Genomic DNA, 25110 nt, shown 5'->3' with positions numbered 1-25110 from the left:
TGCGCGACCCACCTCAGACGAGAAAGGAAACCGCGTCACCGATGTCTTCCCTGCAAGAGCCGTGCCGGCACACCGTGGGCATGACGTTCGAGCAGATGCTGGAAAGAGTGCGGTACGAAGGCGCGTACCCCACCCGCGCACGGGCCGAGGAGGCCGTGCGCGCCGTGCTCGCCGCCTTCGGGCGCCAGCTGACGGGCGGCGAGCGGATGGAGCTCGCGGCCAGGCTGCCGCACGAGGCCGCCGTCATCTTCACATCAGAGGCCCCCGCCGCCGAACCCCTCACCGGCTGGGGCTTCGTCAAGGACCTGGCGTCCCGCACCGGCGGCACGGCGGCCACCACCCGCTGGGACGCCGGTACCGTCCTGCGCACCGTGGCCCGGCTCGCCGGCGAGGAACTCCTCAGCCGTGTCCTCGCCCAACTCCCCTCCGGCCACGCCCTGCTGTTCGGCCGCGCCGAACTCACCCAGGCGGCCTGACGCGCGCGAAAAGGTCCACGGCTCCGGAACGGTGACACCGCATCCGCACGCGACCGCAACCTTCTCCCGCAACGGGACTCCCGTTGATCGTCTTGCTCAGCACAAGTTGATCCATCAGGACGTCCCGTTGCGCCTTTCACCAGGGCTTGACGTACGACTCACAGCACAAACGCGACGGTGTCGAGGTCAGGGCAGCACGATGATCTTGCGTCCCTGGCCGGCGGCGAACTGGTCCAGTGCTTGCGGATACTGCGCGAGCGGCAGCCGGTCGCTGATGAACACCTGCGGATCGAGCACCCCGGTGCCGAACAGTTCCGCAGCGCGCTCGAAGCTGTGCAGCACCGCCATGGAGCCGGTGATGGTGATCTCCTGGTTGTAGATGCGGTACGGCGAAATGGTGGCCGTTGTCGCGTAGTCGGAGACGCCGAACTGAAGGAATGTTCCGGCCTTGGCGACGCGTTCGAGGCCGTCCTGGATGGCGGCGGCGTTGCCGGTCGCGTCGATGACCACGTCCCAGCCGCCCGTCCGCCCCAACTCCTCGGCGGAGAGCGCCGCCTGTGAACAGCCCAGCTTCTGGGCCGTCGCCAGCCGTTCCGGGTTGACGTCCACGACATCCACCGAGGAGGCGCCGGTGCGCTTGGCCAGCTCCAGCATCATCAGGCCCATCGTGCCGGTGCCGTAGATCAGCACATGGGAGCCCATCCTGGCGCTGAGCACGTCGTAGCCGCGCACGGCGCAGGACAGCGGCTCGATCAGCGCCGCGTCCTGGACGTCCACATGGTCCGGCAGCCGTACACAGTTGGCGACGGGCGCCACGGCGAACTCGGCGGCCCCACCCGCCACGGTCACGCCGATCGCCGCCCACCGGTCGCAGAGGTTGTTGCGTCCGACCCGGCAGTAGCGGCACTCGTTGCAGTAGAGCGAGGGGTCCACGGCGACCCGGTCGCCGATCGCGAGTTCGGTGACCTCGCTGCCGAGGCCCACGACCTCCCCGGCGAACTCGTGGCCCGGCACGACCGGCAGAGTCGGTGCGAACTCGCCCTGCAGGATGTGCAGATCGGTCCCGCACAGTCCGCAGGCCGCCACATCGACCACGACCTCGCGCGGCCCGGGAGTGGGGTCGGGCACCGTGGCGACGGTGACCTTGCCGGGGGCTTCGATGACAGCGGCTTTCACTTGACTGCTCCTAGGGACAGGCCGCGGACCAGTTTGTCCTGGGCGGCGAAACCGGCGATGAGGACCGGCAGCGAGACCAGCGTGGCGGCGGCGCAGAGCCGGGCGAGGAAGAGGCCCTCGTTGGTGATGAAGCCGACGAGGAAGACCGGCGCGGTCGATGCCGTGGTCGCGGTGAGGTTGACGGCGAAAAGGAATTCGTTCCAGCTGAAGATGAAGCAGATGAGCGAGGTGGCGGCGAGTCCGGGCATGGCGACCGGTGCGACGACCCGCCACAACACGGTGAGCAGGCCCGCGCCGTCGACCTCGGCCGCCTCCAGGATCTCCTTGGGGACCTCGGCGAGGAAGGAACGCATCATCCACACCGCGATCGGGAGGTCCATGGCGGTGTAGAGGATGACGAGCGTCCACACGTTGTCGAGCATCCCGACGTCCTTGACGATCAGGTAGATCGGCAGGAGGGCGGCGATCGCCGGGAGGAACTTGGTGGAGAGGAAGAAGAACATCACGTCGGTCCACTTCTCGACCGGCTTGATGGACAGCGCGTAGGCCGCCGGAACCGCGAGGGCGAGGACGAGGAGCGTCGAAATGACGCTGGCCATGGCCGAGTTGAGGAGGAAGGGGGTGATGTTCCGGCCGAACAGTGTCTCGTACTGCTCGAAGGTGAACGGGGCGAAGGGGGTGGGCGGGTTGGTCGCCGCGTCCGCCTCCTGGTGGAAGGAGGTGAGCACCATCCACGCCACCGGCGCGAAGAACGCCAGCGTGGCGAGCCAGGCGACGAAGGTCCACAGGGGAGAGAGCCGTGGCGCGCCGCCGTGGTCGTCGCGCCGACGCAGAAGCTTCTTCAGCCTCGCCCCAGGGGCGGTTGCCGCGTACGCGGTCATCGGGACACCTCCTCGCGGAACAGCGACGCGATGGTCCGCAGCGCGAAGGTCGCGATCACGATCGAGCCGAGGACGACGACGACACCGGCGGCGGCCGCCTCGCCGTACTCGTACTTGCGGAACATGGTCAGGTAGATCTCGTAGGGCAGGTTGGTGGTCTGCTTGCCAGGGCCGCCCTGGGTGATGGTGTAGACCGCGTCGAAGGTCTGCACGACGTAGATCGTGCCGAGCAGGACGCCCAGCTCGATGTACTGGCGCAGGTGCGGCAGCGTGATGTGGCGGAAGGTCTGCAGCGCCGAGGCCCCGTCGACGCGGGCGGCCTCCAGGACGTCGCCGGGCTGCGCCTGCAGGCCGGCCAGGAGGATCAGCATCATGAACGGCGTCCACTGCCACACCAGGGACAGCACGACGGCCGGCATGGGGAAGTTCGACACCCAGTCGATCGTGGGGCCGTGGTCCGCGCCGAAGAACTGGTAGACGGCGTTGAGGGTGCCGTTGAGCAGTCCGTAGTCGGGGTTGTAGATGGCGTGCTTCCACAGCAGCGCCGCCGCGACCGGCATGACGAGGAACGGGGCGATGAGCAGCGTGCGTGCCAGGCCCCGGCCGGGGAACCTGCGGTCGAGCAGCAGCGCCAGAGCCAGACCGAGGACCACGCTGATGACGACCACCGACGCGGTGAGCACGACGGTGTTGAGCACCGCCGCGCGCAGTCGCCCGTCGGTGAAGACGATCCCGTAGTTGGACAGGCCGGTGAAGTGCCTGTCGGCCGGTTGCAGGATGTTCCACTGGAAGGTGGAGATGACGAGGGTGGCCACGAAGGGCAACTGTGTGACGACGACGGTGAAGATCAGCGCCGGGAGCAGCGGACCGCGCCGCCGCCACTTGCTGATGGCGGTGGACGTGTGTGGGCGCACGCGAGGTGGTGCCGTCCTGGATGGTTCGATGAGCGTGGTCATGAGGGTTCCCTTGGCCGGTGACGGCCGGGTCGTGGTCGGGTGCCCGGCCGGCGCATGAGGCCGGCCGGGCACTTCCGGGTCACTGGTGCTTCGCGGCGACTTCCTCGGCGAGCTTCTGGCCGTCGTTCAGCGCCTTGTCGACGCTGGTCTGGTCGGCGATTGCCGCGGAGATCTCCTGGGTCACCTTGGTCCCGAGGTCCTGGAACTCGGGGACGGCCACGAACTGGATGCCCACCGTGGGCCTGGGCTGGACGCCCGGGTTGGTGGGGTCGGCCTCCTGGATGGACTTCAGGGTGATGTCGCCGAAGGCCGCGGCGGCCTTCTCGTACTCGGGGATCTCATAGGTGCTGGCCCGCTTGCCGGCCGGGACCCGCGCCCAGCCCAGCTTCTCGCCCACGAGGTTCTCGTACTTCTTGCTGGACGCCCACAGCATGAACTTCGAGGCGGCATCTGCCTTCTTCGTGGTCTTCGGCATGGCCCACGCCCATGTCCACAGCCAGCCGCTGCTCTTGGTCTCCACCACCGGCGCGTAGGCGTAACCGACCTTGCCGGCGATCTTGCTGGACTTGGGGTCCTCCAGCGATCCGGCCGCGCTGGTCGCGTCGTACCACATCGCGACCTTGCCCTGGCCCATGGCGTTCAGGCACTCGGTGAACCCGGCCTGTGGGGCACCCGCCTCACCATGCTTGCGCACCAGGTCGACGTAGAAGTTCGTGGCCTCCTTGAACTTGGCGCTGTTGACCTGCGCCTTCCAGTCCTCGGTGAACCAGGTGCCGCCGAAGGTGTTGACCATCGTCGTCAGCGGCGCGCCGAGCTCACCCCAGCCCGGCAGGCCGCGCAGGCAGATGCCCTTCATCCCCGGACGGGCGCCGTCGACCTTGGCGGCGGCGTCGGCGACCTGCTGCCAGGTCGGCCGCTCGGGCATCGTGATGCCCTTCTCCGCCAGGACCTCCTTGTTGTACATGAGGAAGGAGGACTCCCCGTAGAACGGCAGGGCGTACATCTTGCCGTCCGCGCCGGAGAGGGACTGCACCATGGGCTTCAGCAGGTCGCCCTTGTCGAAGGCGGAGTCCTTGTCGGCGTAGGAGTCCAGCTCGTGCAGCCAGCCGTTCTCGTGCCAGACGGGCACCTCATAGGCGCCGACGGTGGCGACGTCGTACTGACCGGCCTGGGTGGCGATGTCCTGGGTGACCTTGTCGCGCAGCTCGTTCTCGGGAAGGATCGTGAAGTTGACCTTGATGCCGGTGTCCTTGGTGAACGTGCTCTTCGTCAGTTCCGCGATGTCCTCCATCTGCGGATTGCCGACCATCAGCACATTGATGCTCTCCCCGTCGCCGCCGGAGCCGGTGGAGCCACCCGCTCCGCTGCAGGCGACCAGCAACGAGCCCGCGGCCGTGGCCGTGACGAGGACATGGGTCATTCTTCGTGTGCGCATGACTGCTCCAGAGGATGTTCGAGGGCATGGGGAACCAGGCCCCCGGCCTTGCGGGGGTGGGACATGGAGAGGTACTGCGGCTCAGGCCTGGATGACCTGGGGACCCAGCAGTGAGTAGCGGTGGGCCTCCGCGGCGGGCAGCCCCGCGTCGGTGACGATGGCCTCGAAATCCGTGACATTCGCGAATCGGCAGAAGCTCACGGCGCCGAACTTCGTGTGGACGCCCGAGAATATTCGGCGTCTGGTGACCCGCATGACCTCGGCCTTCACCTCGCTGACCGCGGGATCGGGGGTGGTGAGTCCGTACTCGCGGGAGATGCCGTTCGCGCCGACGTACGCCAGGTCGATGACGAAGCCGGACAGCATGTGGGTCGCCCAGTGGTCGACCGTGGCCAGGGTCCCGCCGCGCACCCGGCCCCCGAGCAGCAGCACGGTGATGTTCTCGGCGGAAGCCAGGTCGCCCGCGGTGGCCAGCGAGGAGGTGACCACGGTCAGTGGGCGGTCGCGGGGGAGAGCGGCGGCGATGAGCTGCGGGGTGTAGCCCTCGTCGATGTAGATGGTCTCGGCGTCCCCGAGCAGTCCGGCCGCGGCGACCGCGATCCGGGACTTCTCCGGGACGTGCATGGTGGTACGGAAGGCGAGCGTGGTCTCGAAGCCCGCGCTCTCCACGGGATGGGCACCGCCATGGGTACGCCGGACCAGCCCGTGCTCCTCCAGTACGTTCAGATCGCGCCGCACGGTCTCCTTGGAGACCCCGAGGTCGGCGGCGAGCTTTCCGACATCCACGGATCCGGTACGGCGTGCCGTTTCAAGGATTCCACGTCTGCGTTCATCGGCGTCCACGGCGACACCTCCGTTTCACGGCTCCGCATGTTCTGCCGGCCTGCGTCGGCTGTTTCCCGGAGCCCTGCCCGTTCGGGCCCTGAGGCAATTTCTACAAGTCAGCCGCCCTGCTGACCAGGTTCGCCGTAGAGCACTTCATGACCGAATGTGCCCGTTCTCCGAAGCCCACAGGCCCAGGACGATGCGGTGGAGGGGCTCCATGCGCGGGAGGCCGCTGCCCGCTCGCCCGCCGGGCGTGCCCGTTCGCTGCCCGTTTCCCCGGACGGATCCGGACACCGGCCCAGGTTCCGGCACTCGCAGCGGTGATCGGAGCGAGTGCCGAACCCGTGCGCTCAGCCTGCGTGGGGGCATTGCCACGGGGGATCGGCACGGGCTCCCAGGGCTGTGAGCAGGGTCGTACGGTGGACGGCATCACGTCGGGCAGGGAGAGGGGACCGACGGCACGGAGGCGGGCCGTTCCATGAGGCGGGCCGTTCCATGTGGGGGCAGGGGCAGGGGCAGGGGCAGGGGCAGGGGTAGGGGTAGGGCAGGGTCGAGGGCCGCACGGAGAACGAGCTGCCGACGATGCCGTTCCACGCCGACATGATCCGGCCCGGGTACATCCGGCCGCAGCCGCGGGGCGGCATCCGCTCCAGCGCAACGGCTTCGCCGGGCATCTCGGCTTACTGGAAGGCCGGGACGACTTCCTTGATGAACAGCTCCAGGGACTTGCGCTTCGCCTCGTGCGACATGCCGTTGTCGATCCAGAAGCTGTACTCGTCGACGCCGAGTTCCTCATAGGCGCGCAGTCGCTCGATGACCGCGGCCGGGGTGCCGATCATCGCGGTCTCGCGCAGCGACTCCGGCTGGAACTCCGGACGGCCCTCGAACTTCGACTCCGGGCTGGGCGGCAGGAACCCGTTCTGCGGGGTGGTCTTGTTGCCGAACCAGGCGTCGAAGGTGCGGTAGAAGCGGTTGATCGCCTCCGCGGCCGGGCGCCAGCCGTCGGGCTCGTCAGGGGAGTGGACATGCGTGTGCCGCAGCACCATCAGGTCGGGACGCGGCACTTCTGGATGGTTCGCCACGGCGGTGTCGAACTTCCGCTTGAGGTCGACGACTTCCTCGTCGCCCTTCATCAACGGGGTGACCATGACATTGCAGCCCTGCGCCACCGCGAAGTCGTGGGAGGCGGGGTCGCGCGCGGCGATCCACATGGGCGGGGCGGGCTGCTGCACCGGCTTGGGCACGCTGGTCGACGTCGGGAACTGCCAGATCTCACCGTCGTGGGCGTAGTCGCCCCGCCAGAGCGCCCGGACGGCCGGCACGAGCTCACGCAGGTGCTTTCCGCCGTCGGCGGCCGGCAGCCCGCCCGCCAGCCGGTCGAACTCGAACTGGTAGGCACCCCGCGCGAGTCCGACCTCCATCCGGCCGTTGCTGATGACGTCGAGCAGCGCGCATTCACCGGCGACCCTGAGCGGGTGCCAGAACGGGGCGATGATGGTCCCCGCGCCCAGGCGGATCGTCGAGGTCTTCGCGGACAGGTGGGCGAGCAGCGGCATCGGGCTGGGGGAGATCGTGTACTCCATCGCGTGGTGCTCCCCGATCCACACGGTGCCGAACCCGCCGGCCTCGGCCATCAGAGCCAGCTCGGAGAGGTTCTCGAAGAGCTGCCGGTGGCTGACCTCCGCGTCCCAGCGCTCCATGTGCACGAACAACGAAAACCTCATGACTGCTCCTCCGCTTGTGCTGTGGCGGCGTCCATCTCGGCGAGGGTGACGTCACCGGTGGCCCAGTGCGTCCTGGGGACCTCGTGGACGACGACCCGGATGTACTCGGGCCGTGTGTTCACAGTGCGCAGGACCGCGGCGTGCACCTCGTGGATCAAGTCCCGGAGCTGCGCCGGCGTGCGGCCCTCGGCGAGGGTGATGGAAACCTGTGGCATGTCAGCTCCGCATGGTGAACGGGTCGGCCACGGGCTCCTCGCTGGTGTTGATCCAGACACTCTTGAGCCGCGTGTACTCCAGAATCGTCTCGGTGCCGTGCTCGACGCCCACGCCGCTGCTCTTGAAGCCCTGACGCGGTGACATCGGGGACATGGCCCGGTAGGTGTTGACCCACACGGTCCCGGCATCCAGGCGCGCCGCCATCCGGTGCGCCCGTGCGAGGTTCGTCGTCCACACGCCGGCCGCGAGACCGTACTCGGTGTCGTTCGCCAGACGTACGGCCTCCTCCTCGGTGTCGAACGGCATGATCGCCAGGACGGGGCCGAAGATCTCCTCGCGTACGACGCGCATGCTGTTGTCGACGTCCACGAGGACGGTCGGCTCGTAGAAGTAGCCGCCGAGGCCGCCGTCGGTGGCACGTCCACCGGTCAGCACCCGGGCGCCTTCGCCGCGCCCGAGGTCGACGTACCCGGCGACCTTGTCGCGTTGGCCTTCGAAGGCCAACGGGCCGAGCTCGGTCTTCTCGTCCAGGGGATCGCCGATGACGATGGTCCTGGCGCGTTCCGTGACTCGTTCGAGAAGTTCGTCGTAGACGGACCTGTGCGCGAACACCCGGCTGCCGGCGATGCAGGTCTGTCCGGCGGCGGCGAAGATGCCGGCGACGACGCCCATCGCGGCGTTCGGGATGTTCGCGTCCTCGAAAACGATGTTGGGAGACTTGCCGCCGAGTTCGAGCGTGGAGCCGATGAAACGGCTCGCCGTCGCGGCGGCGATGCGTGCCCCGGTGGCGGTGCTGCCGGTGAAGGAGATCTTCGCGAGGTCGCGGTGGTCGACCAGGGCCTGCCCGGCCTCGGCGCCGAACCCGGTGACGACGTTCACCGCACCCGGCGGGAAGCCCGCCTCGATGGCCAGGTCGGCGAGCTTGAGCACCGTCGCCGAGGTGTACTCCGAGGGCTTGATCACGACGGTGTTGCCGGCGCAGAGCGCGGGCGCCAGTTTGCTGCTGGTCAGCGTCAGCGGAGAATTCCAGGGCGTGATCGCTCCGACCACACCGAGGGGCTCCCGGGCTGTGTAGTTGAGCACTCGCCGGTCGGAGGTGGGGATGAAGTCGCCGTGGATCTTGTCGGCCAGCCCGGCGTAGTAGTAGTAATACTCCGGCAAGGTGGCCAGCTGCCCGCGCATCTCGCGCAGCAGTTTGCCGTTGTCCTGCGTCTCCATGCGGGCCAGGTCTTCGGCGTTCTCGGCGATCAGATCCCCGAGGCGGCGCAGCAGGTGTCCGCGTCGTGTCTGACTGAGGTCGCGCCAGCGCGGGTCCTCGAAGGCCTGCCTCGCGGCGGTCACAGCTCGCTCGATGTCGGTGGCGTCCCCACGTGCTGCCCGGTAGAGGACCTCGCGGGTGGCCGGGTTCGTGCTCTCGAAGTACTCGCCCGACGCGGGCTCGACCCACGTCCCGCCGATGAAGTGCCGCAACGTGGTGAGCTCAGACATGTGCGCACTCTCCGATGAAGGTGGTGAGGGAGTCGACGAACGCCTCGGGGCGCTCGACGGGCAGCATGTGACGCGCCTGGGGGATGACCTCCGCACGGCAGTCGGGAAGCGCCGCGGCGAGCCGGTGGGTCATCTCGGGGGTGGACCCGGGATCGTTCTCGCCGGTCACCGCCAGCGCGCGTACGGCGATGGCGGGCAGGTCCGGTGCGATGTCGGCGTCCGCCGTGGCGAACACGCGATAGCAGTTGAGGAAGGACCCGACGTCGTTGGAGAGCAGTGTGGCCTCGGTGCGGGCCACCCGGTCGGGGCCGACCTCCGTACCGGCGTACCACCGCTTCAGGGACGCGGCCGCACTCGCCGTGAAGTCGGCCTCCGCGGCGCGCAGCCGGTCGCGTACGGACGCCCGCTCCTCGGCCGTACGCTCGCACACCGAACTGACCGAGGTCAGCGTGGTCACCAGCTCCGGGCGGTGCAGCGCCACATGCTGGGCGACCAGGGCGCCCAGCGAGAATCCGACCAGGTGCGAGCCCGCCGGGATCTCACCGACCACCCCGTCGGCCAGATCTGCGAGGGTCACCCCGTCGCTCACCGGCGGGCGGGTGCCGTGGCCCGGCAGGTCGGGGGTGATCACGGTGAAGCGGTCGGCCAGGAGCGCGGCGGTGGGCTCCCACATGGTGTGGTCGAGCCCGACGCCGTGCAGCAGCACCACGGTCGGCTTGCTCATGAAGACCTACTGCTCGGTCGAGAGCGGCGCCAGACGCTGCTGGGGGCGCCCCTGGGCCGCGGCGGCAAGCGCGATGACGATCTCGTTCGGGTGGGGGGCGTCGCTGATGCGGACCTCGATGCTCTGGTGGTGCGAACGGATCGTGGCGTCGGTGATGTGCTTCAGCGGGATGTCGAAGACGATGCCGACGGGCCCGCGCTTCTCGACCGCGGGCAGCAGGGTGGTGGCGCCCGCGGCCTTACGGAAGTGGTCGCCGAACTTGAGTGTGTGGATCAGTGCCGAGCCATGCTCGATCTCACCGTCCAGGCCGACGATGGCCGCCTTGCCGTACGCCTCGGCGGGAGCGTCGAGTGCGTCGAGCACCGCCGGGGCCAGCAGCGCGCCGAGATCGGAGGCGTTCGCTTCGATACCTGGAGCGAGGTCCTCGACGAAGCCCTGACCGGCCCACGGGTTCTCGATCACCGCTGCGACCACGGCGACGCGGGCGGGGCGATCGACCGCGCGGCCGCCTTCGGTGCGGATCTCCTCGACGACGGTCACGATCTTGCGGACGTTCATGAGGGAACAACCTCCAGGCTTTGGGCGGTGACAACAGGGTCGGTCATGCGGTCCCCGATGCGGGGGTGCGGGCGCGGCCCCGTCGACGCGGCGGCGATGACGACGATCTCGTCCGCACGCGGGGCGTCGGAAACACGGGCGCTGATGGTCTGGTAGTGACTGCGAGTCGCGGCATGCGTCTTGTGCCAGAGCGGGACGATCAGCGTCTCGCCGGCCTCGGCGCGGGTGTCGGCGAAGCAGATGACCGACTCGCCGTGGAGGAACTCCCTCACCAGGTTGCCGAAGTACGGGGTGTGGATGAGGGCCCCGGCGTGCTCGATCTCGCCGGTCGCGCCGACGATGGCGGCCTTGCCGAACGATTCGATCTCGTCCGCACCGCCCAGGGAAGCGACGAGCCGATCGGTCAGCAACCTGGCGAGGACCGGGGCTATGCGCTCCTGCTCCATGGACAGATCAGCCGAGGGGCCGGTGCCCACCCACGGGTTCCGTATGACCGCGGCGACGCTGGCTCGCCGCGCGGGCTGCGCGGGGGCGTCGCCCGCCTCGGTCAGGACGACGTCGCGGTAGAGCACGAGCTTGCGGAGACCGATGCTCTCGTCGAGGTGATCCATGCGCTCTTGCATGGCACAGGACGATAGGCGTCGCCTCTGGTGTGGGTCAAGGGGGACGGCTGGAAGGGTCGCCGTATCCCGCGTACCTCCCTATCGCGACCGGTCACATCCATGTGACCTGGGGTTATTGGTGACACTGGAAGTGGGGGCATGATTCCGCGCCATGGAACTCTTGACGCTCCATCTGTGACGTGCCTTACTGCTTCTTGTATGCCAGACCAGATGGCCATCGGGCCCCCGGACCCAAGGAGTTCCATGTCCAGTCACCTTGGAACGGACGCGGAAACGACGCCCGCGACGCCGTCCGGGAGCAGCGGGGACAGCACCGCGGAGGACACAGGAGCCGGCCACGACGACGGCGGAAGGCTCGGTTCCGTCTTCTGGACCTCGCTCGGTGTCTCCGCCGTCTTCGTAGCCTGGGCGGTGCTCTTCACGGACAACCTGAACAAGGTCACGAACACCTCGTTGAACTGGGTGACGGCCACGTTCGGCTGGTCCTACCTGGTGGTCACGCTCGCCATCCTGGTCTTCCTGGTGTTCCTGGCCTTCAGCCCCGCCGGCGACCTCCGACTGGGCAAGGACAGCGACCGTCCGGAGTTCTCGACGCTCACCTGGTTCGCCATGATTCTCAGCGCGGTCATGGGCATCGGACTTGTCTCGTACGGCGTCGCCGAACCGATCTCCCACCTGGCGACGCCACCGCACGGTCTCGCCGAGCCGAACACACCGGCGGCAGCGGTGCGCGCCCTGCAGTACTCCTACTTCGACTGGGGCCTGCACGCCTGGGCGATCTTCGCCGTCTTCGGTCTGGCCATCGCGTACTCGACGTTCCGCAAGGGCCGGCGCACCCTGGTGAGCCAGTTGTTCGTGCCGCTGCTCGGTGACCGCGTGAACGGGCCGATCGGCAAGGCGATCGACGTGCTCGCCGTGTTCGCGACGCTCTTCGGCACCACGACATCCCTCGGCCTGGGAGCTCTTCAGGTCAACAACGGTCTCGGTAGGTTGTTCGGAATCCCGGTCAACTCGGTGAGCCAGGTGCTCATCATCGCCGCCGTCACATCGGTCTTCACGCTCTCGGCGGTGACCGGTGTCAGCAAGGGCATCAAGTTCCTGAGCCAGGGCAGTTCGCTGCTGGCGGTCGCGCTGTTCGTCTTCATGCTGATCGTCGGCCCGGCCGTGTTCATCGCGAACCTGTACATCGAGTCCATGGGCCAATGGGCCACCGACTTCTTCCGGATGAGCCTGCAGGGCACGGCGTTCGGCGGGCTCGAGTGGATGCAGTGGTGGACCTATTTCATGATGGCCTGGTGGGTCTCCTGGGGCGCCTTCGTCGGTGTCTTCCTGGCCCGTATCTCGCGTGGCCGCACCATCCGCGGCTTCATCATGGGCGTCCTGGCCGTGCCCAGCGTGGTGTTCTTCACCTGGTTCACGGTCTTCGGCGGCACGGCGATCCACATCGACCTGTTCGAGGACGGCGACATCGCCAAGCAGACCGCGGCCGACATCAACAGCGCGTTCTTCGCGACCCTCGACCACTTCCCGCTCGCCGGGGCCACCTCGGTGATCGCGATCGTCCTGGTCGTGATGTTCTTCGTCTCCGGCGCGGACGCCAACACCTACGTGCTGTCCATGATGACCTCGGACGGATCGCTCACCCCGCGTCGTTCGGTGCTCGTCCTCTGGGGTGTCCTCACCGGTGTCACCGCCGTCGTCCTCATGCTCGCCGGCGGACTGAACGCCCTTCAGAACACCGTCATCGTGACGTCCCTGCCGTTCCTCGCGATCATCGCCGGTCTGGCGGTGTCCTTCTGGAAAGAGCTGCGTGCCGACAGAAAGGAGAAGCTCGATGTCGCACTCTGACGTCCGTCGTGGGCTCATCGAGAAGGTGTGGGCCGCGGCCTGGGGCCAGGGGGACGTCGATGCCCTCGACGCGCTGCTGAGCCCGGCGTACCTCCGCCACGGCGGGGACCCGCACCCGCAGGACCTGAACGCCTTCAAGGCCGCGATCGTCTCGACCCGAGCGGCCTTCCCGGACCTGGTCACGACCATCGACGACATCGTGGTCGAAGGCGACAGGGCCGCGATCCGCTGGCACAGCAGCGGAAACCACGAGAACGCCTTCCTCGGTGTTCCTCCCACCAAGCGGCAGATCGAGGTCAGCGGCGCCACGTTCGCCCGCTTCGAGGGGGACCGGATCGTCGAGGAACACGTGACGTGGGACCCCCGGGCGCTGCTCTCGGCGCTGGGCGTCATCCGGGTGGGACAGGACTGACGACACGATGACTAGGAGCAGCTCCATGGCCCCGCTTGCCTCGAAGCCCGACCTCGATGTGATGAAGCAGGTCAACCGGCAGTTCGTCACCGGTGTCACGGTCGTGACCGCGATGGACGGAGAGACCCCCAGAGGGCTGGCCGTCAACGCGTTCTCGAGCATCTCGCTCGACCCCGCCACCGTGATGGTGTGCGTCCAGCGCACCTCGTCCACCCACGACTGTCTGTTCCGTGCGGGCCACCTCGCGATCAACATCCTGTCCACGGACCAACTCGACGTCGTCGGTACGTTCGCGAGCAAGGCCGATGACAAGTTCAAGGACGTGGAATGGGAGAGCGGCCCGTTCGGCAGCCCGCTGATCGCTCGGAGCAGCGCGCAGATGGAGGTCGAGATCCGCGAGCGGCTGCAGGCCAGCACCCACACCGTGTTCATCTGCCGCGTGGTGCACGCCGCGGTCGCCGCGAACCATCCGATGGTCTACAGCGCGGGTAAGTTCTTCGACGGCGGCGCGCTCGCGCCGCTGGGATGACCGGCGGGCGGCTGGGGACGGAGGAGGGTTCGGTGAATCGCGCAAAGAGCGAACCGAAGTGGGGGCCCCAGGCCGGAGGCCGGGGGAGGGTCGATGCAGGCCAGGGTGATCGCCGAGATGCGCCGGCGGATCATCAAGGGAGACATCGTGCCCGGGGCTCCGCTCTCGGAGTTCGCCCTCGCGGAGGAGTTCGGCGTCAGCCGTACGCCGGTACGCGAAGCCCTCAAGCAGTTGCAGACCGAAGGGCTGGTCGAAATCCGGCCCCGCGTCGGGACGTTCGTCACCACCCCCTCCCGCCGCGAGATCACGGAACTCTTCGAGATGAAGGAACTCCTCGAGGGCGCGGCCGCCCGCCTCCTCGCCCGGCGCGGTCGTGTCGAGGAGATCGACATGCTCGAGCGGAACCTGCGCGAGGCCGACGCGGCGGTCGAGCGGGACGACCGTGAGCGGTACGCCGAGTTGGTCCAGGAGTTCCACGACCTGCTCATAGCCGGTGCCGACAACAGCAAGTTGGAGGCCCACTACCGGATGCTGATGAATCAGCTGGCCTACCCCCGGCTGGTGAACACGTCGCTGAGCCAGCCGGGCCGTGCCCTGCAGTCGGACCGCGAGCATCACCTCGTCCTGGAGCTGATCCTGGAGAAGGACGGTGACAGCGCCGAGCACGTGATGCGTGAGCACGTCAGGGCAAGCCGGCGCGCGCTGCTGGCGGGGCTGCCCATCGGCGGTTCGCACGAGGGGTTCGGCATGGCCGGTTCCTGATACCGGGCCCGGCCGGCCTGTTCATTGCGCTGCCGCCGGTGCCGGTGCCGGTGCCGGTGCCGGTGCCGGTGCCGTCTGTGGCGCTGTGGTGGCTGTGGCGGGGATGTGGGGGACGGACGGGAACCGGGAGAGCTTTGGCGCAGAGCTGCGGGGGTTCAACGGCGACGGCGATCACGTCCACCTGCTCGTCCACCACCCGCCGAAGACCGCCCTGTCCAAGCTCGTCAACAGCCTCAAAGGCGTCAGCTTCCGCTACCTGCACGCGCAGTACACCGGCCGGCTCAACCGGATCGGGACGGGGACCGGTGTCCTGGTCCCCGTCCTACTGCGTGGCGTCCTGCGGCGGCGCACCGCCCGCTTCCTGCGCGCCTCCTTTTGACCCGTCGGCGCCGGCGTCGCCGACCGGTCTCCGTGTGGTCTGCACGGCCTTGGTCTTCGCTGTGCTCCTGATCTGATCGGGGAGGCGGGCCCGGCGAGGGTGCGTGTCTTCACCCACGTGAACCCGGCGGTCGCGGCCGGAATCATTCAGCGAGCTGCTTGCCGCCCTCGTCTCGCCCTTGACGATCGTGCCGGCGGTACGCGCCGGGCGCACGGCCGCGGAGTCGACGACCGTCCAGGCGACACCAACCGAGCCCGACGGAACCACTGACCGACAGGGAAGCCGAGGTCGCACGGCTCGTCGCCCAAGGACGGACCAACACGGACCAACGCGGAGATCGGGTGCTGGGCCCGCCCGGAACCGCGAAGTCCGAGATGGCCACGGAACTCACGCGCACGATCAAGAGGTTCGTGGCGCGGTCGCCGAGGCCGTCCGAGGTGACTGGATTCCCGAGACCGTACGGGGAGCGCCGAACGCACGTACATCCAAGCGCACGTCGAGTGCGTCTTACAGGAAGTCCACTACCTGCAAGGGAAGTTCACTGCTCCTGGAGGACTCGATGCACCGACGCCTCGTCACCTCGGCCATCACCGCCGCCCTTTGCGGCACCACGCTGGCCGGTACCGCCACGTACGCCTCCGCCGCACCCCTGGCCGTCGACTGCCGCAAGGTGAAGTGCGTCGCCCTCACCTTCGACGACGGGCCGGTCGCCGACACCCAGCGGCTGTTGCGCATCCTGAACGACCGGAACGTCAGAGCGACCTTCTACGTTGTCGGCACGAACGTCCAGAAGAACCCGTCAACGGTGCGTGCCGCGGCGCTCGCCGGCCATCAGATAGGCAACCACAGCTGGGACCACGCCAACCTGACCAAGCTCAGCACCGCGAAGATCAAGTCGCAGCTCTCCCGTACGGACACGGTGATCAAGCAGGCGACCGGCACGAAGCCAACCACCTTCCGCGCCCCCTACGGCGCCCACAACGCGGCTGTCCGCACGGCTGCCGGGCGACCGCTGGTGCACTGGAGCGTCGATACCCTCGACTGGAAGCACCGCGACAGCGCCCGGATCATCAAGACCGTCAATGCGGAGACCAAGCCCGGGGACATCGTCCTCCTGCACGACATTCACAAGACGACGGTCGACGCGGTGCCAGGCATCATCAAGGCCCTCAAGGCACGAGGCTTCCACTTCGTGACCGTCGACCAGCTCTTCGCTCCGAGCAAGCTGCCCACCGGGAAGGTCACTTACCACAACCGCGCCGCCTACCGGCCGTGACCGGGGCCGTCGCCACGTGTGCGCGGCAAGCACCTGAAACGGCGGAACCTGCCAGGCCCGCCCGGCTGGCGGGGGACGTCCACTCGATCTGATGCTCCGCCAACTCTCCTACGCGCGCCGACTCACGGCTTCCTCTGCGAGGCCGTCCACCGTGACGGAGAAGCGCTTCAACGGCTTTGCCGGGATGCCCTGGCGCCCTTCCGGGATGTCCTCGGCAAGGTCGTTGACGAAGCCCAGCCGCCGACTGCCGTCGATGAGCGTCCGGCACCCGGCGCGGAACTGTCCGTCGTCGCTCTCCGGGCCGGCAACGACGTGATCAGCATGAAACCCGCCAGCGAGTAGGCATCCGCAGAGGCCTGGCGATCGGACTCCGTGGCGAAGCCGGCGGAGCTCCAACTCGGCGGTGGCGGCCAGGGACCGCCGCCCGCGCCCTCACGGGGCGCAGGCCATGGCGATCGACAGGCTGTTCTCATAGAGGTGGTGTCGAGTGATGCGGCCGTCCTCCACGGTGAGGCGCAGCGCGAACGGCCCTTCGAAGGACTTCCCCGTCGCGCGTACCGTCCCCGACAAGTGCCCCATCAGGACGGCGTCGGTGCCGTCGACGAGGAGGGTGTCGACCGACGCGCGCGCCTCCTCGGGCACGGTGTACTCCATCAACTCCGTGAGTTGCGCCGCACATTCGACGCCGGTGGATCGCGGGCGGATCCACGGCACGCCGGGGTTCTCGGCGAGCAGCCAGTCGACCTCGTCGGCGAACAGCGCAACGAGCCGGCCGATGTCCCCGGCCACCCGGGCGGCGAGGTACTCCTGCACGGCGGCCCGGGTGGCCTCGGTGACGGTGCTCGCGGCGGCGGCTGAACTCATCGTGCGGACAGTGGACGTGACGGACATGAGGCTCTCCTCGCGACTGCGGCCGGATCGTGGCGGGTTCTCTTCGATGTGCTCGATCCTGCCGGTCAGGGGAGAGCCGGTCGATTACCCCAGGGGTAATGGGTTGCCTGGAGCGTCCGCTTCTCGTGCGGGAACGGGAATCAGGGTGCCTTCCGCCTGCGTTCGCACAGCAGTCGGTCCCCGCTCTTCCCCAGCTTGTCCCGCCGTCGCTTCGCCCTGGAGGCCTTTGTCGTGTCGGAGTTGGAGATCGATGCCGTAGTGCTCGATGTGCTCGGCACCCTGGTCGATGAACCCGCCGGTCTGCGGGCCGGGATTCGCGAACTCGCCCCGTCGCCAGGTGATCCGGCGACCGAGCGGCTGTTGTCGCTGTGGCAGCGGTACATCGGCCGCGAACAACGACGGATCCTCGACGGTGTACGGCCCTACGTCCCCAGCGACGAACTCGACCTGGAAGCCGCCCAGTTCGTCGCCGAGGATGCCGGAGTCGACGACCCGACCGCCGTGGCGGCGTTGGCCCTGTCGGGTCGTCGGCTTCCGCCGTGGCCCGACACCGTGGCGGGGCTCGCCCGCCTCGCCGAAGCGTTCCCGTTGATCGGGCTCTCCAGTGCGAGCCGGACGGCGCTGCTGGGACTCAACGCCCATGCGGGACTGCGCTGGCATCAGGCCCTGTCCGCCGAAGACGTCCGGACCTACAAGCCGGACCCGGCGGTCTACCAACTCGCCGTCACCGTCTCCGGCCGGCCGCCGGAGCGACTGCTGCTGGTCGCCGCCCACGCCTGGGACCTGCGCGGCGCACAGCGCCTCGGCCTGCGCACCGCCTACGTGGCCCGCCCCGGCGGCGACCCGCCCACCGCCACGGACCGCTTCGACCTGCACGCCGCCGACCTGAGCGACCTGGCCGACCAGCTCGGCCGCGCCCGAGGTTCGTCCGACTGATCACTGCTGCTCGCTTCTCATCTCGCTGTCGGCTGGGAGCGGCTTTGGTTGCCTCCTCCGGTATCCGGTCCCACGGTCTCCCCTTGCCTGAGCTATCGATTTTCGATAGATTTCTATCGCTGATCGGTCGGAGGAGGATGTGGTGGGGAAGCTGACGGTGCTGGCGCTGCGGGCCGTGGTCGTCTTGTTGTTCGTCGGTTCGGTGTTCGTGCAGACGGTGATGGTGCCGCTGCTGGCCGTGGACCTGGATGATCTCGGCCGGGACGCGGCGCATCTGCGCACACCGGTGCTCGTGATCGTGGTCCTGGGAGTGGTGACGGTCCAGGTCGTCCTGGTCTGTGTGTGGCGGCTGGTGACGATGGTCCGGCGTGACACGGTGTTCTCGCACGCCGCCTTCCGGTACGTGCACGGCGTGATCGGGGCGATGGTGGCGGCCGCAGCCCTGGTGTTCACGCTCGGCGTGGTCCTGGCACCCGGCGAGGCCGTGCCACCGGGCATCGTGCTTCTGCTGGGCGGGGTCACCCTGGCCGTCCTGGGGATGGCGCTCATCGTGCTCGTCCTGCGGATGCTGCTCGCCCAGGCCGTCACGCGCGACATCGAGGCGACGCAGATGCGGGCCGAGCTGGCCGAGGTGATCTGATGCCGATCGCCGTCGACATAGACGTGATGCTCGCCAAGAGGAAGATGTCCGTGGGCGAACTCGCGGAACGGGTCGGGATCACGCCCGCCAACCTGGCGGTCCTCAAGAACGGCCGCGCCAAGGCGGTCCGCTTCACGACCCTCGCCGCGCTCTGCGAAGTGCTCGAATGCCAGCCGGGAGACCTGCTGCGCTGGGAGACCGGCGGCTCCGAGGACGGATGACACCGGCGGCCCGGTCTGCCGACGGTCGAGCGGCTGACACTGCCGCGTCTGAACAACGCGGCTGCTTGTCCGAGGGGGAGCCGATAGCGTGCGGACATGACGGATGATGCGGAGCGGCCGCTGCTCTTCCTCGATGTCGACGGAACGCTCCTGCCCTATGGAGGCGCGCGGCTTCCGGCGGCCCATGAGGGCTGGGACGGTTGGCAGGAGACGTCGAATCCCCAGCTGGCGAAGATCGACCTCGCTCACGGTGCGCGTCTGCTGCGGTTGCCCTGCGATCTGGTGTGGGCCACCGCATGGATGGAGGACGCCAACGAGGTGATCGCTCCGCTGCTCGGGCTGCCGGCGCTCCCGGTGGCGGCCCTGCCGGAGGAGGACGTGACGGGCGTCCTGCACTGGAAGACCAAAGCCCTCCTCCAGGCGGCCGCCGGACGCCCGTTCATCTGGGTCGACGACGAGATCACCGATCCCGACCGCGCCTGGGTGTCGGCGCATCATCGAGGGCCGGCCCTCCTCCACCGCGTCGATTCCGAGACCGGCCTCACCGAAGCGGACTTCGCCGTACTCCATGACTGGCTCGGCTACGACGGCCGGCTCACCACACCGTCCCGCACCACCAGCGGCTCGGGCCGGCCCTCCTCGTAGAACCGGGTCCAGCCCAGCTCGACGCCGCCGTCCGGACGTCGGTGGACATCCCCGGCCCTGGCGGTGAGCCAGCCGAGGAGTTCGCCAGTGCGCTCGAAGTCGTCGAGGTGAATCGCCTGCCGTCCGTCCTCCGTCCTCCGCCCTCCCGGATGGTGTCGGTCGCCCCTTCGGTGAAACCCGGAGCCGAGGAAGACAGGTCCGCAGCACGCCTGGGAGGCCACGTGTCCGGTATCTCCGACGCCCTGTACCGGCGGGTCCGCGAAGAGGTCGCCGACCGCGCCGAGGCGTTGTGGCAGGTCGCGTCGGCGCTGCACGCCGATCCGGAGTACGCGTTCGCCGAGCGGCGGGCGGCGGCGCTGCTGACGGGCGAGCTGCGCCGGGCCGGTTTCGATGTGCGTGCGGGCGTGGCGGGGATGCCGACGGCCTTCGTGGCGCGCTCGGGTACGGAGCGGCCCGCGGTGGCGCTGCTGCTGGAGTACGACGCCCTGCCGGGGCTGGGCCACGCCTGCGGCCACAACCTGATCGCCGCCGCGGGTCTGGGCGCCGCGCTCGCCGCCCGTACGGCGCTGGACGGGAGCGCCGGATCGGTGCTGGCCGTGGGTACCCCGGCCGAGGAGGGAGGCGGGGGCAAGGCACTGGAGGTGGAGGCGGGCGTCTTCGACGACATCGACGCCGCGCTCATGTTCCATCCGGGCGTGTACGACTGGGCGCGTGCCCCGCTGACGGCGCAGGAGCAGTACCGGGTCGCCTTCCACGGGCGCGCCGCCCACCCCACGGGCAACCCCACCGAGGGCATCGACGCGCTCGCGGCCCTCGTCGAGCTGTTCAACGTGCTGGCCGCGCTCGGCCGTCGGCTGCCGGAGGCCTCCCACATCCAGGGCATCATCACCCACGGAGGAGAGGCCACGAACATCGTCCCCGAGTACGCGGAGGGACGGTTCGGGCTGCGCGCGGCCACCACCGAGGCACTGGACGACCTTGCCGGACGCCTGGCCACATGTGCCGCGGGCGTGGCTCAGGCGACCGGCACGACCGTCGCCGTCGAGCGGGCCACGATCCGTTACGAGCACTTCCGGGACAGCGGGACGCTGTCCGAGCGCTTCGCCGCCCACCTGGACCGCGCGGGTGTCCGTTCGACCCCGCCCGCTCACGGCGTGTACCTCGGATCGTCCGACATCGGCAACGTCAGCGCCCGCGTTCCGGCCATCCACCCCTTCGTCGCGATCATGGACGAGGACGGCTCCGACCACACACCCGAGTTCGCCGCGGCCGCGGTCTCCGCCCGGGCCCGCCGCGTGCTCCCTGCGGTCACGGAGGCGCTGGCATGCACGGCGATCGACGTCTTGCGCGACGCGGACCTGCGGGAACGGGCCTGGAGTGCGCACGGCCGCCCCGCCACCGGGCACTGATCGACGCCATACCCGCGCCCGCCTCCCTGCTCTTGTTCGTCCACCGGCTGCGAGCCCGGAGGAACGGCCGGGCCCCCGCAACCGTACGCACCTCTCCTGACGTCCCCTCTCGGGAGCTGCGGATGATCGCCGCGCGTACCTTTCGACTGGAGGACCGATGACGGACACGGCCGTCGGCACTCCCGCGCCCCCGGCGGGGCGACGGGCGAACGGCAAGGGCGGCCGACGCGGACGGACGTGGGGGCTGCTGGGCTGCGGCGTCCTTCTCGCCGTGCCGACCGCCCTGCTCGTCGTACGGCTGACCGGGCTGGACGCGGGAACACCGCTCGCCGTTCCCGTGGTGCTCTTCCCCTACGGCACGGTGCTCAGCGTGCTGTCGCTGGTCGCCGTGCTCGCCGTTCCCGCTCTGCGCTCGCGCTGGGCGGTGGCAGCGGTCGGGCTTCTCGCGGCGGCTCAAGTCGCCCTACTGGTACCCCGGTTTCTGCCGGACCAGCGGCATGTCCCGGCGCAGGCAGCCGAGTTGCGGGTGGCCACGGTCAACGCCCACGTCGGCGATGCGGACCCCCGAGCGCTGGTGCGGCTGGTCCGGACGGAACGGATCGACGTACTGGCCGTGCAGGAACTGCCGTCCGCCGGCGTCGGCGCGCTCGCCGACGCCGGTCTGGACAGGCTGCTGCCCCACCAGGAACTCCACCCCGAGTACGACACCTCGATCTATTCGAGGATCCCCCTGACCCACGGCGGCCCCCTGGACGCCGACACGGCCTGGCCGCAGACCACCGCGGAGGTGACGGTCGGCGACCGGACCGTACGGCTGGTGGCCGTCCACACGTACTACCCGCTCGGTGACGCGGAGCGCTGGACACGGGACATGACCGCCCTCGCCTCCGTCGCCCGGAACAGCGGACCGGACACCGTCTTCCTGGGAGACTTCAACGCCTCCCTCGACCACGCGCCGATGCGCGAGCTGCTCGCGGCGGGTCTCACGGACATCCACGCCGAACTCGGCCGCGGAGGGGCGCGAACCTGGCCTGCGGGCAAGCCCCTCGTACCGCCGCTGATCCAGATCGACCACGTCCTGCACGGCTCCGGCCTGGCAGGCGTCTCCGTCGCCGAACGGACCGTACCGGGCACCGACCACCGGGCTGTCGTCGCCGCACTGGCACTGCTGCCCCGCACCGGTACGACCGACGCGTAGCGGGCAGCGAACACACCGGCCCTGCCCGCCTGCGGCGGATGATCACCGCTTCCTTCCGACGCCCCCGAAGTGGGTGACCTCGACGTCCTCGTCCGTGTCCTCGGGGCGCCAGCGGGAGCAGGAGACGAGGCCCGGCGGAAGTAGTTCGACGCCGTCGAAGAGACGGGCGAGGTCGGCGCGGCTGCGCAGCGTCATCGGGGCCGACCCCTGGCCGTTCCAGTAGTCGACCGCCGCGGCCATCGCCTCACCGTCGACCTCGGTGGTGGGGTGGGAGATGACGAGGTGACTGCCGGAGGGGACGGCGTCCAGGAGACGGCGCACGATGGTGACCGCCTCGTCGGTGTCCATGATGAAGTTGAGGACGCCCAGCATGGTGATCGCGACCGGCTTCTCGAAGTCGAGCGTGGCCGCGGCGCCCCGCAGGACCGCCTCGGGGTCGTGCAGGTCGGCCTCGATGTAGCCGGTGGCCCCCTCGGGTGTGCTGGTGAGCAGGGCGTGAGCGTGCGTCAGGACAATGGGGTCGTTGTCGACGTAGACGATCCGACAGGACGGGTCGACGCGCTGGGCGACCTCGTGGGTGTTGTCCGCGCTGGGCAGACCGGTCCCTATGTCCAGGAACTGGCGGATGCCCGCCTCGGCGGCCAGGAAACGGACGGCGCGAGCCAGGAAACGGCGGTCGGCGACGGCCGAGCGGGGAAGTTCGGGCACGAAGGACAGGATCTGATCCCCTACCTTCTCGTCGACCTCGTAGTGGTCCTTCCCTCCCAGCCAGTAGTTCCAGATCCTGGCGGAATGAGAGACATCCGTCCGGAGCCGGGTGATGCGTGCGACACCTTCGTCGTGGGGCGAGGGGTCGGACATGCCGTGTGGTCTCCTTCGGTCGGTTCGCATCATGACGCTGCTCAACGTAGGCACAACTGCTTGGCCACCGCAGCCAGTTGACGGACTCGGCCCGCGCGCGACGCCCTGCCCGGGCAGGCTCCTCTCGCCGCTTCGCCCTCACCCGGGATACGGCGAAGGCCCCGGTCCGGGCGGGCCCAGGAGTAAAGGATCAGCGGTCCGGACCCTGCCGACCGTCGGCGACACCGTGGGGGCGATCGCTGCCGCCCGGGGCCGGGGACGACGCCGTGGCCGCTGGGAAGCGCGGCCCCACCGCCCGGGCGGTGGCAGCGAGCTGTTCCGGCGTCAGCTCGCCACCGGCCTCTCCGCAGACGAGGGCCGCCGTCGCGTAGCCGGGCCTACCCGGCAGCGGTGGAGCGGGCGTGCCACAGGTCGCGGAGCAGCGCGATCTCGGCCATGTGGTGGATGAATTCGAGGTTGTCCCCCGAGAGCACGGCGATGTACGGATTGTCGGCGTCGTTGCTGTACGGGTACCGAGAGAAGCCGACCGTGTCGAGTTGTTCGTCGGTGACGGCTCCGACGCTGTCGCGCCAGCGGTCGACCGACGCCCAGAACCGCTCCAGCGTCAAGGCGGCGGAGGGGGAGAAGTCGACCATCAGCTTCGGATCCCGCCGCCGTTCGCCGAAGGTCCACTCCCATGCGCCGGCGAACTGGAGATGCAGATGCCCCAGCCGCCACGCGATGGTCGTGATCGGCGTCTCGTCGGGCTCCGGCTCACCGGTGTGGGCGAGGACCTCCTCGACCCGCTCGACACTCACACTCCAGTCATCGGCGATCTTGGCGACGGACATGCCGCCGGCGGCCTGACGGGCGACTTCGGCGTACTCGCTCGCAGGGATGTCCGGCGCGCCCAGGTCGAGCACCCACTCGCCCGGCCCGAACGCCCTGGGTGTCACCGCTTCGCCCCGGCGCCGGAGCGACCAGCAACCCGGTACCGGCTCCCACAGGTACTCCTCGTCGCCGAGCCCCGCCAGCCGTACCCCGGCCATCTCCCTGGCCTTGTCGAACTGCTCGAGCAGCAAGCCCAAACGGTCCGTCCGCACACCCTCGATCTCCATGCCGGCTCCCCTCTCGGTCGCATCTCGCATCTCGCATCTCGCCTGTCGTAGCTCGCTGCGCTCAGCGGAAGCTAGCGGCTCACCTCCCGGGGCGCGACCGATTTCCTCGCCACGAAGCGGTGCGGCCCCACCCGCACCGTTCAGGCGGTGTGGCGGCGAGTTCGCTCAGGTCCCGGTCGGGGGGTCGAGCATCATTCCGGGGGCCGATGATGCCGGGCGTACACGTCTGCGGGGCCGTACCGGGCCGCCGCGGCTCCGGTGGCGAGGGCCCAGTAGCGGTCGCCGTAGGACCAGTGCCACCACTCCGTGGGGTAGTTGGTGAGGCCGGCCGTGCTGAGGGCGGCGGACAGGGTACGGCGGTTGCGACGGGCGGTGGCGGCGAGGCCCGGGGCATCCGTGTAGCAGGCGCCGTCGCTCTCCTCCGGGCCGGCGTTCACCGGGGTGCCCAGGTCCAGTTCGGTGCCGGAGGCGGTGCACAGGGTCAGGTCGACCGCGGCGCCCGCGACATGCGGGCCGATCTCCGGCGGGGACAGGGAACGGCTCGTCCGGGTGCGCAGATACGGCTCCGGCCAGTCGGGGTGGGACGCGCGCAACTCGGCCTCGTACGCGTCGAAGTACCGCTGCTGCAGGACGAGCGGGCGGTAGCCCTCCGTGACCAGCAGGCGCAGCCCCTCGGGCAGCAGCCGGGCGGCGCGGGCCAGCCGCCACGCCACGCCCTCACGCAGGAGGGCGTAGGCGCCCGCCGGGTCGGCCAGCCGGGTGTCGACGCGCAGGAACGACAACTCCCGCAGATCCACGAGGGGTTCGCGGCAGTCGCGGACCGGGATACCGGCCGATCGGGGGTCGTTCATGCGGATGATCTCTGACATCTCAGTCCTGTGGGAGGTGGTGCGACCGCACCACGATGCCCCCGGAGCCGGTCGG

Annotated in this window: 27 protein-coding genes and 2 pseudogenes; 13 read left to right on the top strand and 16 right to left on the bottom strand. The window is 69.3% G+C overall.

Annotated elements, in window-relative coordinates:
- The first annotated feature begins 41 nt into the window (after positions 1–41).
- Positions 42–476, top strand: coding sequence for a DUF2267 domain-containing protein (locus JIX55_RS03135; protein ID WP_257561660.1), 435 nt, complete (start codon positions 42–44; stop codon positions 474–476).
- Between the two features lie 186 nt (positions 477–662).
- On the opposite strand, the gene JIX55_RS03130 is transcribed toward JIX55_RS03135, so the two are convergent.
- The 11 genes from JIX55_RS03130 to JIX55_RS03080 all read right to left on the bottom strand — a co-directional run bounded on the left by JIX55_RS03130 (position 663) and on the right by JIX55_RS03080 (position 11082).
- A complete protein-coding gene (locus JIX55_RS03130; protein ID WP_257561659.1) occupies positions 663–1652 on the bottom strand; it encodes a zinc-dependent alcohol dehydrogenase family protein in 990 nt (329 codons plus the stop codon).
- Complete coding sequence (locus JIX55_RS03125; RefSeq protein ID WP_257561658.1) at positions 1649–2533, bottom strand: carbohydrate ABC transporter permease; 885 nt, start codon at positions 2531–2533, stop codon at positions 1649–1651. Before JIX55_RS03125 ends, JIX55_RS03130 begins: the two co-directional genes overlap by 4 nt.
- Positions 2530–3489: a carbohydrate ABC transporter permease gene (locus tag JIX55_RS03120; RefSeq protein WP_257561657.1), complete on the bottom strand. Its 960-nt coding sequence runs from the start codon at positions 3487–3489 to the stop codon at positions 2530–2532. Before JIX55_RS03120 ends, JIX55_RS03125 begins: the two co-directional genes overlap by 4 nt.
- Before the next feature lie 79 nt (positions 3490–3568).
- Entirely contained in the window at positions 3569–4924 is a 1356-nt protein-coding gene (locus JIX55_RS03115) for an ABC transporter substrate-binding protein (protein ID WP_257561656.1), read from the bottom strand.
- 81 nt (positions 4925–5005) lie between these two features.
- A complete protein-coding gene (locus JIX55_RS03110) occupies positions 5006–5767 on the bottom strand; it encodes a DeoR/GlpR family DNA-binding transcription regulator (protein ID WP_257561655.1) in 762 nt (253 codons plus the stop codon).
- A 662-nt stretch (positions 5768–6429) separates the two neighbouring features.
- Entirely contained in the window at positions 6430–7473 is a 1044-nt protein-coding gene (locus JIX55_RS03105; protein WP_257561654.1) for an LLM class flavin-dependent oxidoreductase, read from the bottom strand.
- Positions 7470–7688, bottom strand: coding sequence for a tautomerase family protein (locus JIX55_RS03100; RefSeq protein WP_257561653.1), 219 nt, complete (start codon positions 7686–7688; stop codon positions 7470–7472). The genes JIX55_RS03105 and JIX55_RS03100 overlap by 4 nt, the downstream gene beginning before the upstream one ends.
- Position 7689: 1 nt before the next feature.
- A complete protein-coding gene (locus JIX55_RS03095) occupies positions 7690–9177 on the bottom strand; it encodes an aldehyde dehydrogenase (protein WP_257561652.1) in 1488 nt (495 codons plus the stop codon).
- Complete coding sequence (locus tag JIX55_RS03090) at positions 9170–9901, bottom strand: alpha/beta fold hydrolase (RefSeq protein WP_257561651.1); 732 nt, start codon at positions 9899–9901, stop codon at positions 9170–9172. Before JIX55_RS03090 ends, JIX55_RS03095 begins: the two co-directional genes overlap by 8 nt.
- 6 nt (positions 9902–9907) lie before the next feature.
- Positions 9908–10459, bottom strand: coding sequence for an amino acid synthesis family protein (locus tag JIX55_RS03085; RefSeq protein WP_257561650.1), 552 nt, complete (start codon positions 10457–10459; stop codon positions 9908–9910).
- On the bottom strand, positions 10456–11082 hold the full coding sequence (locus JIX55_RS03080; RefSeq protein WP_257561649.1) for an amino acid synthesis family protein: 627 nt from the start codon (positions 11080–11082) through the stop codon (positions 10456–10458). Before JIX55_RS03080 ends, JIX55_RS03085 begins: the two co-directional genes overlap by 4 nt.
- Positions 11083–11325: 243 nt before the next feature.
- On the opposite strand from JIX55_RS03080, the gene JIX55_RS03075 reads away from it, so the two are divergent.
- The 5 genes and pseudogenes from JIX55_RS03075 to tnpA form a co-directional block, all read left to right on the top strand.
- Positions 11326–12930, top strand: coding sequence for a BCCT family transporter (locus tag JIX55_RS03075; protein ID WP_257561648.1), 1605 nt, complete (start codon positions 11326–11328; stop codon positions 12928–12930).
- The gene (locus JIX55_RS03070; protein WP_257561647.1) at positions 12917–13342 is read left to right on the top strand and encodes an ester cyclase; all 426 of its coding nucleotides are present in this window, start codon (positions 12917–12919) and stop codon (positions 13340–13342) included. Before JIX55_RS03075 ends, JIX55_RS03070 begins: the two co-directional genes overlap by 14 nt.
- 25 nt (positions 13343–13367) lie before the next feature.
- Complete coding sequence (locus tag JIX55_RS03065) at positions 13368–13871, top strand: flavin reductase family protein (protein WP_257561645.1); 504 nt, start codon at positions 13368–13370, stop codon at positions 13869–13871.
- A gap of 93 nt (positions 13872–13964) precedes the next feature.
- Positions 13965–14633 carry a GntR family transcriptional regulator gene (locus JIX55_RS03060; protein WP_257561644.1) on the top strand — a complete coding sequence of 223 codons (669 nt, stop codon included), beginning with the start codon at positions 13965–13967 and terminating at the stop codon, positions 14631–14633.
- 127 nt (positions 14634–14760) lie between these two features.
- Positions 14761–15088, top strand: a pseudogene (tnpA, locus tag JIX55_RS03055) (IS200/IS605 family transposase); the annotation flags it as partial.
- Between the two features lie 66 nt (positions 15089–15154).
- On the opposite strand, the pseudogene JIX55_RS51340 reads toward tnpA, so the two are convergent.
- Positions 15155–15252: pseudogene (locus JIX55_RS51340) on the bottom strand (electron transfer flavoprotein subunit beta); the annotation flags it as partial.
- 319 nt (positions 15253–15571) lie between these two features.
- Between JIX55_RS51340 and JIX55_RS03050 the strand changes: the two are divergent.
- The gene (locus JIX55_RS03050; protein WP_257561643.1) at positions 15572–16288 is read left to right on the top strand and encodes a polysaccharide deacetylase family protein; all 717 of its coding nucleotides are present in this window, start codon (positions 15572–15574) and stop codon (positions 16286–16288) included.
- A gap of 432 nt (positions 16289–16720) precedes the next feature.
- Here the strand turns inward: JIX55_RS03050 and JIX55_RS03045 are convergent, their stop codons facing one another.
- Positions 16721–17179 (bottom strand): nuclear transport factor 2 family protein, encoded by a 459-nt coding sequence (locus JIX55_RS03045; RefSeq protein WP_257561642.1) that lies wholly within the window; start codon positions 17177–17179, stop codon positions 16721–16723.
- Positions 17180–17410: 231 nt separating this feature from the next.
- Between JIX55_RS03045 and JIX55_RS03040 the strand changes: the two genes are divergently transcribed.
- The 6 genes from JIX55_RS03040 to JIX55_RS03015 all read left to right on the top strand — a co-directional run bounded on the left by JIX55_RS03040 (position 17411) and on the right by JIX55_RS03015 (position 22228).
- The gene (locus JIX55_RS03040) at positions 17411–18115 is read left to right on the top strand and encodes a haloacid dehalogenase type II (protein ID WP_257569198.1); all 705 of its coding nucleotides are present in this window, start codon (positions 17411–17413) and stop codon (positions 18113–18115) included.
- Between the two features lie 142 nt (positions 18116–18257).
- Positions 18258–18755, top strand: a complete 498-nt coding sequence (locus JIX55_RS03035) for a DUF2975 domain-containing protein (RefSeq protein WP_257561641.1) — start codon at positions 18258–18260, stop codon at positions 18753–18755.
- Positions 18755–18976: a helix-turn-helix domain-containing protein gene (locus tag JIX55_RS03030; RefSeq protein WP_257561640.1), complete on the top strand. Its 222-nt coding sequence runs from the start codon at positions 18755–18757 to the stop codon at positions 18974–18976. The genes JIX55_RS03035 and JIX55_RS03030 overlap by 1 nt, the downstream gene beginning before the upstream one ends.
- A 96-nt stretch (positions 18977–19072) precedes the next feature.
- Positions 19073–19621: an HAD domain-containing protein gene (locus JIX55_RS03025; protein ID WP_257561639.1), complete on the top strand. Its 549-nt coding sequence runs from the start codon at positions 19073–19075 to the stop codon at positions 19619–19621.
- 221 nt (positions 19622–19842) lie between these two features.
- Positions 19843–21030, top strand: coding sequence for an amidohydrolase (locus JIX55_RS03020; RefSeq protein ID WP_257561638.1), 1188 nt, complete (start codon positions 19843–19845; stop codon positions 21028–21030).
- Positions 21031–21187: 157 nt separating this feature from the next.
- Positions 21188–22228, top strand: a complete 1041-nt coding sequence (locus JIX55_RS03015; protein ID WP_257561637.1) for an endonuclease/exonuclease/phosphatase family protein — start codon at positions 21188–21190, stop codon at positions 22226–22228.
- Positions 22229–22270: 42 nt separating this feature from the next.
- Here the strand turns inward: JIX55_RS03015 and JIX55_RS03010 are convergent, their stop codons facing one another.
- The 3 genes from JIX55_RS03010 to JIX55_RS03000 all read right to left on the bottom strand — a co-directional run bounded on the left by JIX55_RS03010 (position 22271) and on the right by JIX55_RS03000 (position 25055).
- Positions 22271–23089: an SAM-dependent methyltransferase gene (locus tag JIX55_RS03010; RefSeq protein ID WP_257561636.1), complete on the bottom strand. Its 819-nt coding sequence runs from the start codon at positions 23087–23089 to the stop codon at positions 22271–22273.
- A gap of 377 nt (positions 23090–23466) precedes the next feature.
- Entirely contained in the window at positions 23467–24186 is a 720-nt protein-coding gene (locus JIX55_RS03005; RefSeq protein ID WP_257561635.1) for a DinB family protein, read from the bottom strand.
- A gap of 191 nt (positions 24187–24377) precedes the next feature.
- Positions 24378–25055 (bottom strand): M15 family metallopeptidase, encoded by a 678-nt coding sequence (locus JIX55_RS03000; protein ID WP_257561634.1) that lies wholly within the window; start codon positions 25053–25055, stop codon positions 24378–24380.
- Between the last annotated feature and the right edge of the window lie 55 nt (positions 25056–25110).

Source organism: Streptomyces sp. DSM 40750, from assembly GCF_024612035.1.
Classification (GTDB): domain Bacteria; phylum Actinomycetota; class Actinomycetes; order Streptomycetales; family Streptomycetaceae; genus Streptomyces.
The sequence above is the reverse complement of the archived record's forward strand: the minus strand, read 5'-3'. Positions and strand labels throughout refer to the sequence as shown.

What these genes read in the sequence shown, in the direction of transcription:
- JIX55_RS03135 (WP_257561660.1), top strand. Translation starts at nt 42, where the DNA reads ATGTCTTCCCTGCAAGAGCCGTGCCGGCACACCGTGGGCATGACGTTC.
- JIX55_RS03125 (WP_257561658.1), bottom strand. Translation starts at nt 2,533, where the DNA reads ATGACCGCGTACGCGGCAACCGCCCCTGGGGCGAGGCTGAAGAAGCTT.
- JIX55_RS03120 (WP_257561657.1), bottom strand. Translation starts at nt 3,489, where the DNA reads ATGACCACGCTCATCGAACCATCCAGGACGGCACCACCTCGCGTGCGC.
- JIX55_RS03115 (WP_257561656.1), bottom strand. Translation starts at nt 4,924, where the DNA reads ATGCGCACACGAAGAATGACCCATGTCCTCGTCACGGCCACGGCCGCG.
- JIX55_RS03105 (WP_257561654.1), bottom strand. Translation starts at nt 7,473, where the DNA reads ATGAGGTTTTCGTTGTTCGTGCACATGGAGCGCTGGGACGCGGAGGTC.
- JIX55_RS03100 (WP_257561653.1), bottom strand. Translation starts at nt 7,688, where the DNA reads ATGCCACAGGTTTCCATCACCCTCGCCGAGGGCCGCACGCCGGCGCAG.
- JIX55_RS03095 (WP_257561652.1), bottom strand. Translation starts at nt 9,177, where the DNA reads ATGTCTGAGCTCACCACGTTGCGGCACTTCATCGGCGGGACGTGGGTC.
- JIX55_RS03090 (WP_257561651.1), bottom strand. Translation starts at nt 9,901, where the DNA reads ATGAGCAAGCCGACCGTGGTGCTGCTGCACGGCGTCGGGCTCGACCAC.
- JIX55_RS03085 (WP_257561650.1), bottom strand. Translation starts at nt 10,459, where the DNA reads ATGAACGTCCGCAAGATCGTGACCGTCGTCGAGGAGATCCGCACCGAA.
- JIX55_RS03080 (WP_257561649.1), bottom strand. Translation starts at nt 11,082, where the DNA reads ATGCAAGAGCGCATGGATCACCTCGACGAGAGCATCGGTCTCCGCAAG.
- JIX55_RS03075 (WP_257561648.1), top strand. Translation starts at nt 11,326, where the DNA reads ATGTCCAGTCACCTTGGAACGGACGCGGAAACGACGCCCGCGACGCCG.
- JIX55_RS03070 (WP_257561647.1), top strand. Translation starts at nt 12,917, where the DNA reads ATGTCGCACTCTGACGTCCGTCGTGGGCTCATCGAGAAGGTGTGGGCC.
- JIX55_RS03065 (WP_257561645.1), top strand. Translation starts at nt 13,368, where the DNA reads ATGGCCCCGCTTGCCTCGAAGCCCGACCTCGATGTGATGAAGCAGGTC.
- JIX55_RS03060 (WP_257561644.1), top strand. Translation starts at nt 13,965, where the DNA reads ATGCAGGCCAGGGTGATCGCCGAGATGCGCCGGCGGATCATCAAGGGA.
- JIX55_RS03050 (WP_257561643.1), top strand. Translation starts at nt 15,572, where the DNA reads ATGCACCGACGCCTCGTCACCTCGGCCATCACCGCCGCCCTTTGCGGC.
- JIX55_RS03045 (WP_257561642.1), bottom strand. Translation starts at nt 17,179, where the DNA reads ATGTCCGTCACGTCCACTGTCCGCACGATGAGTTCAGCCGCCGCCGCG.
- JIX55_RS03030 (WP_257561640.1), top strand. Translation starts at nt 18,755, where the DNA reads ATGCCGATCGCCGTCGACATAGACGTGATGCTCGCCAAGAGGAAGATG.
- JIX55_RS03025 (WP_257561639.1), top strand. Translation starts at nt 19,073, where the DNA reads ATGACGGATGATGCGGAGCGGCCGCTGCTCTTCCTCGATGTCGACGGA.
- JIX55_RS03015 (WP_257561637.1), top strand. Translation starts at nt 21,188, where the DNA reads ATGACGGACACGGCCGTCGGCACTCCCGCGCCCCCGGCGGGGCGACGG.
- JIX55_RS03010 (WP_257561636.1), bottom strand. Translation starts at nt 23,089, where the DNA reads ATGTCCGACCCCTCGCCCCACGACGAAGGTGTCGCACGCATCACCCGG.
- JIX55_RS03005 (WP_257561635.1), bottom strand. Translation starts at nt 24,186, where the DNA reads ATGGAGATCGAGGGTGTGCGGACGGACCGTTTGGGCTTGCTGCTCGAG.
- JIX55_RS03000 (WP_257561634.1), bottom strand. Translation starts at nt 25,055, where the DNA reads ATGTCAGAGATCATCCGCATGAACGACCCCCGATCGGCCGGTATCCCG.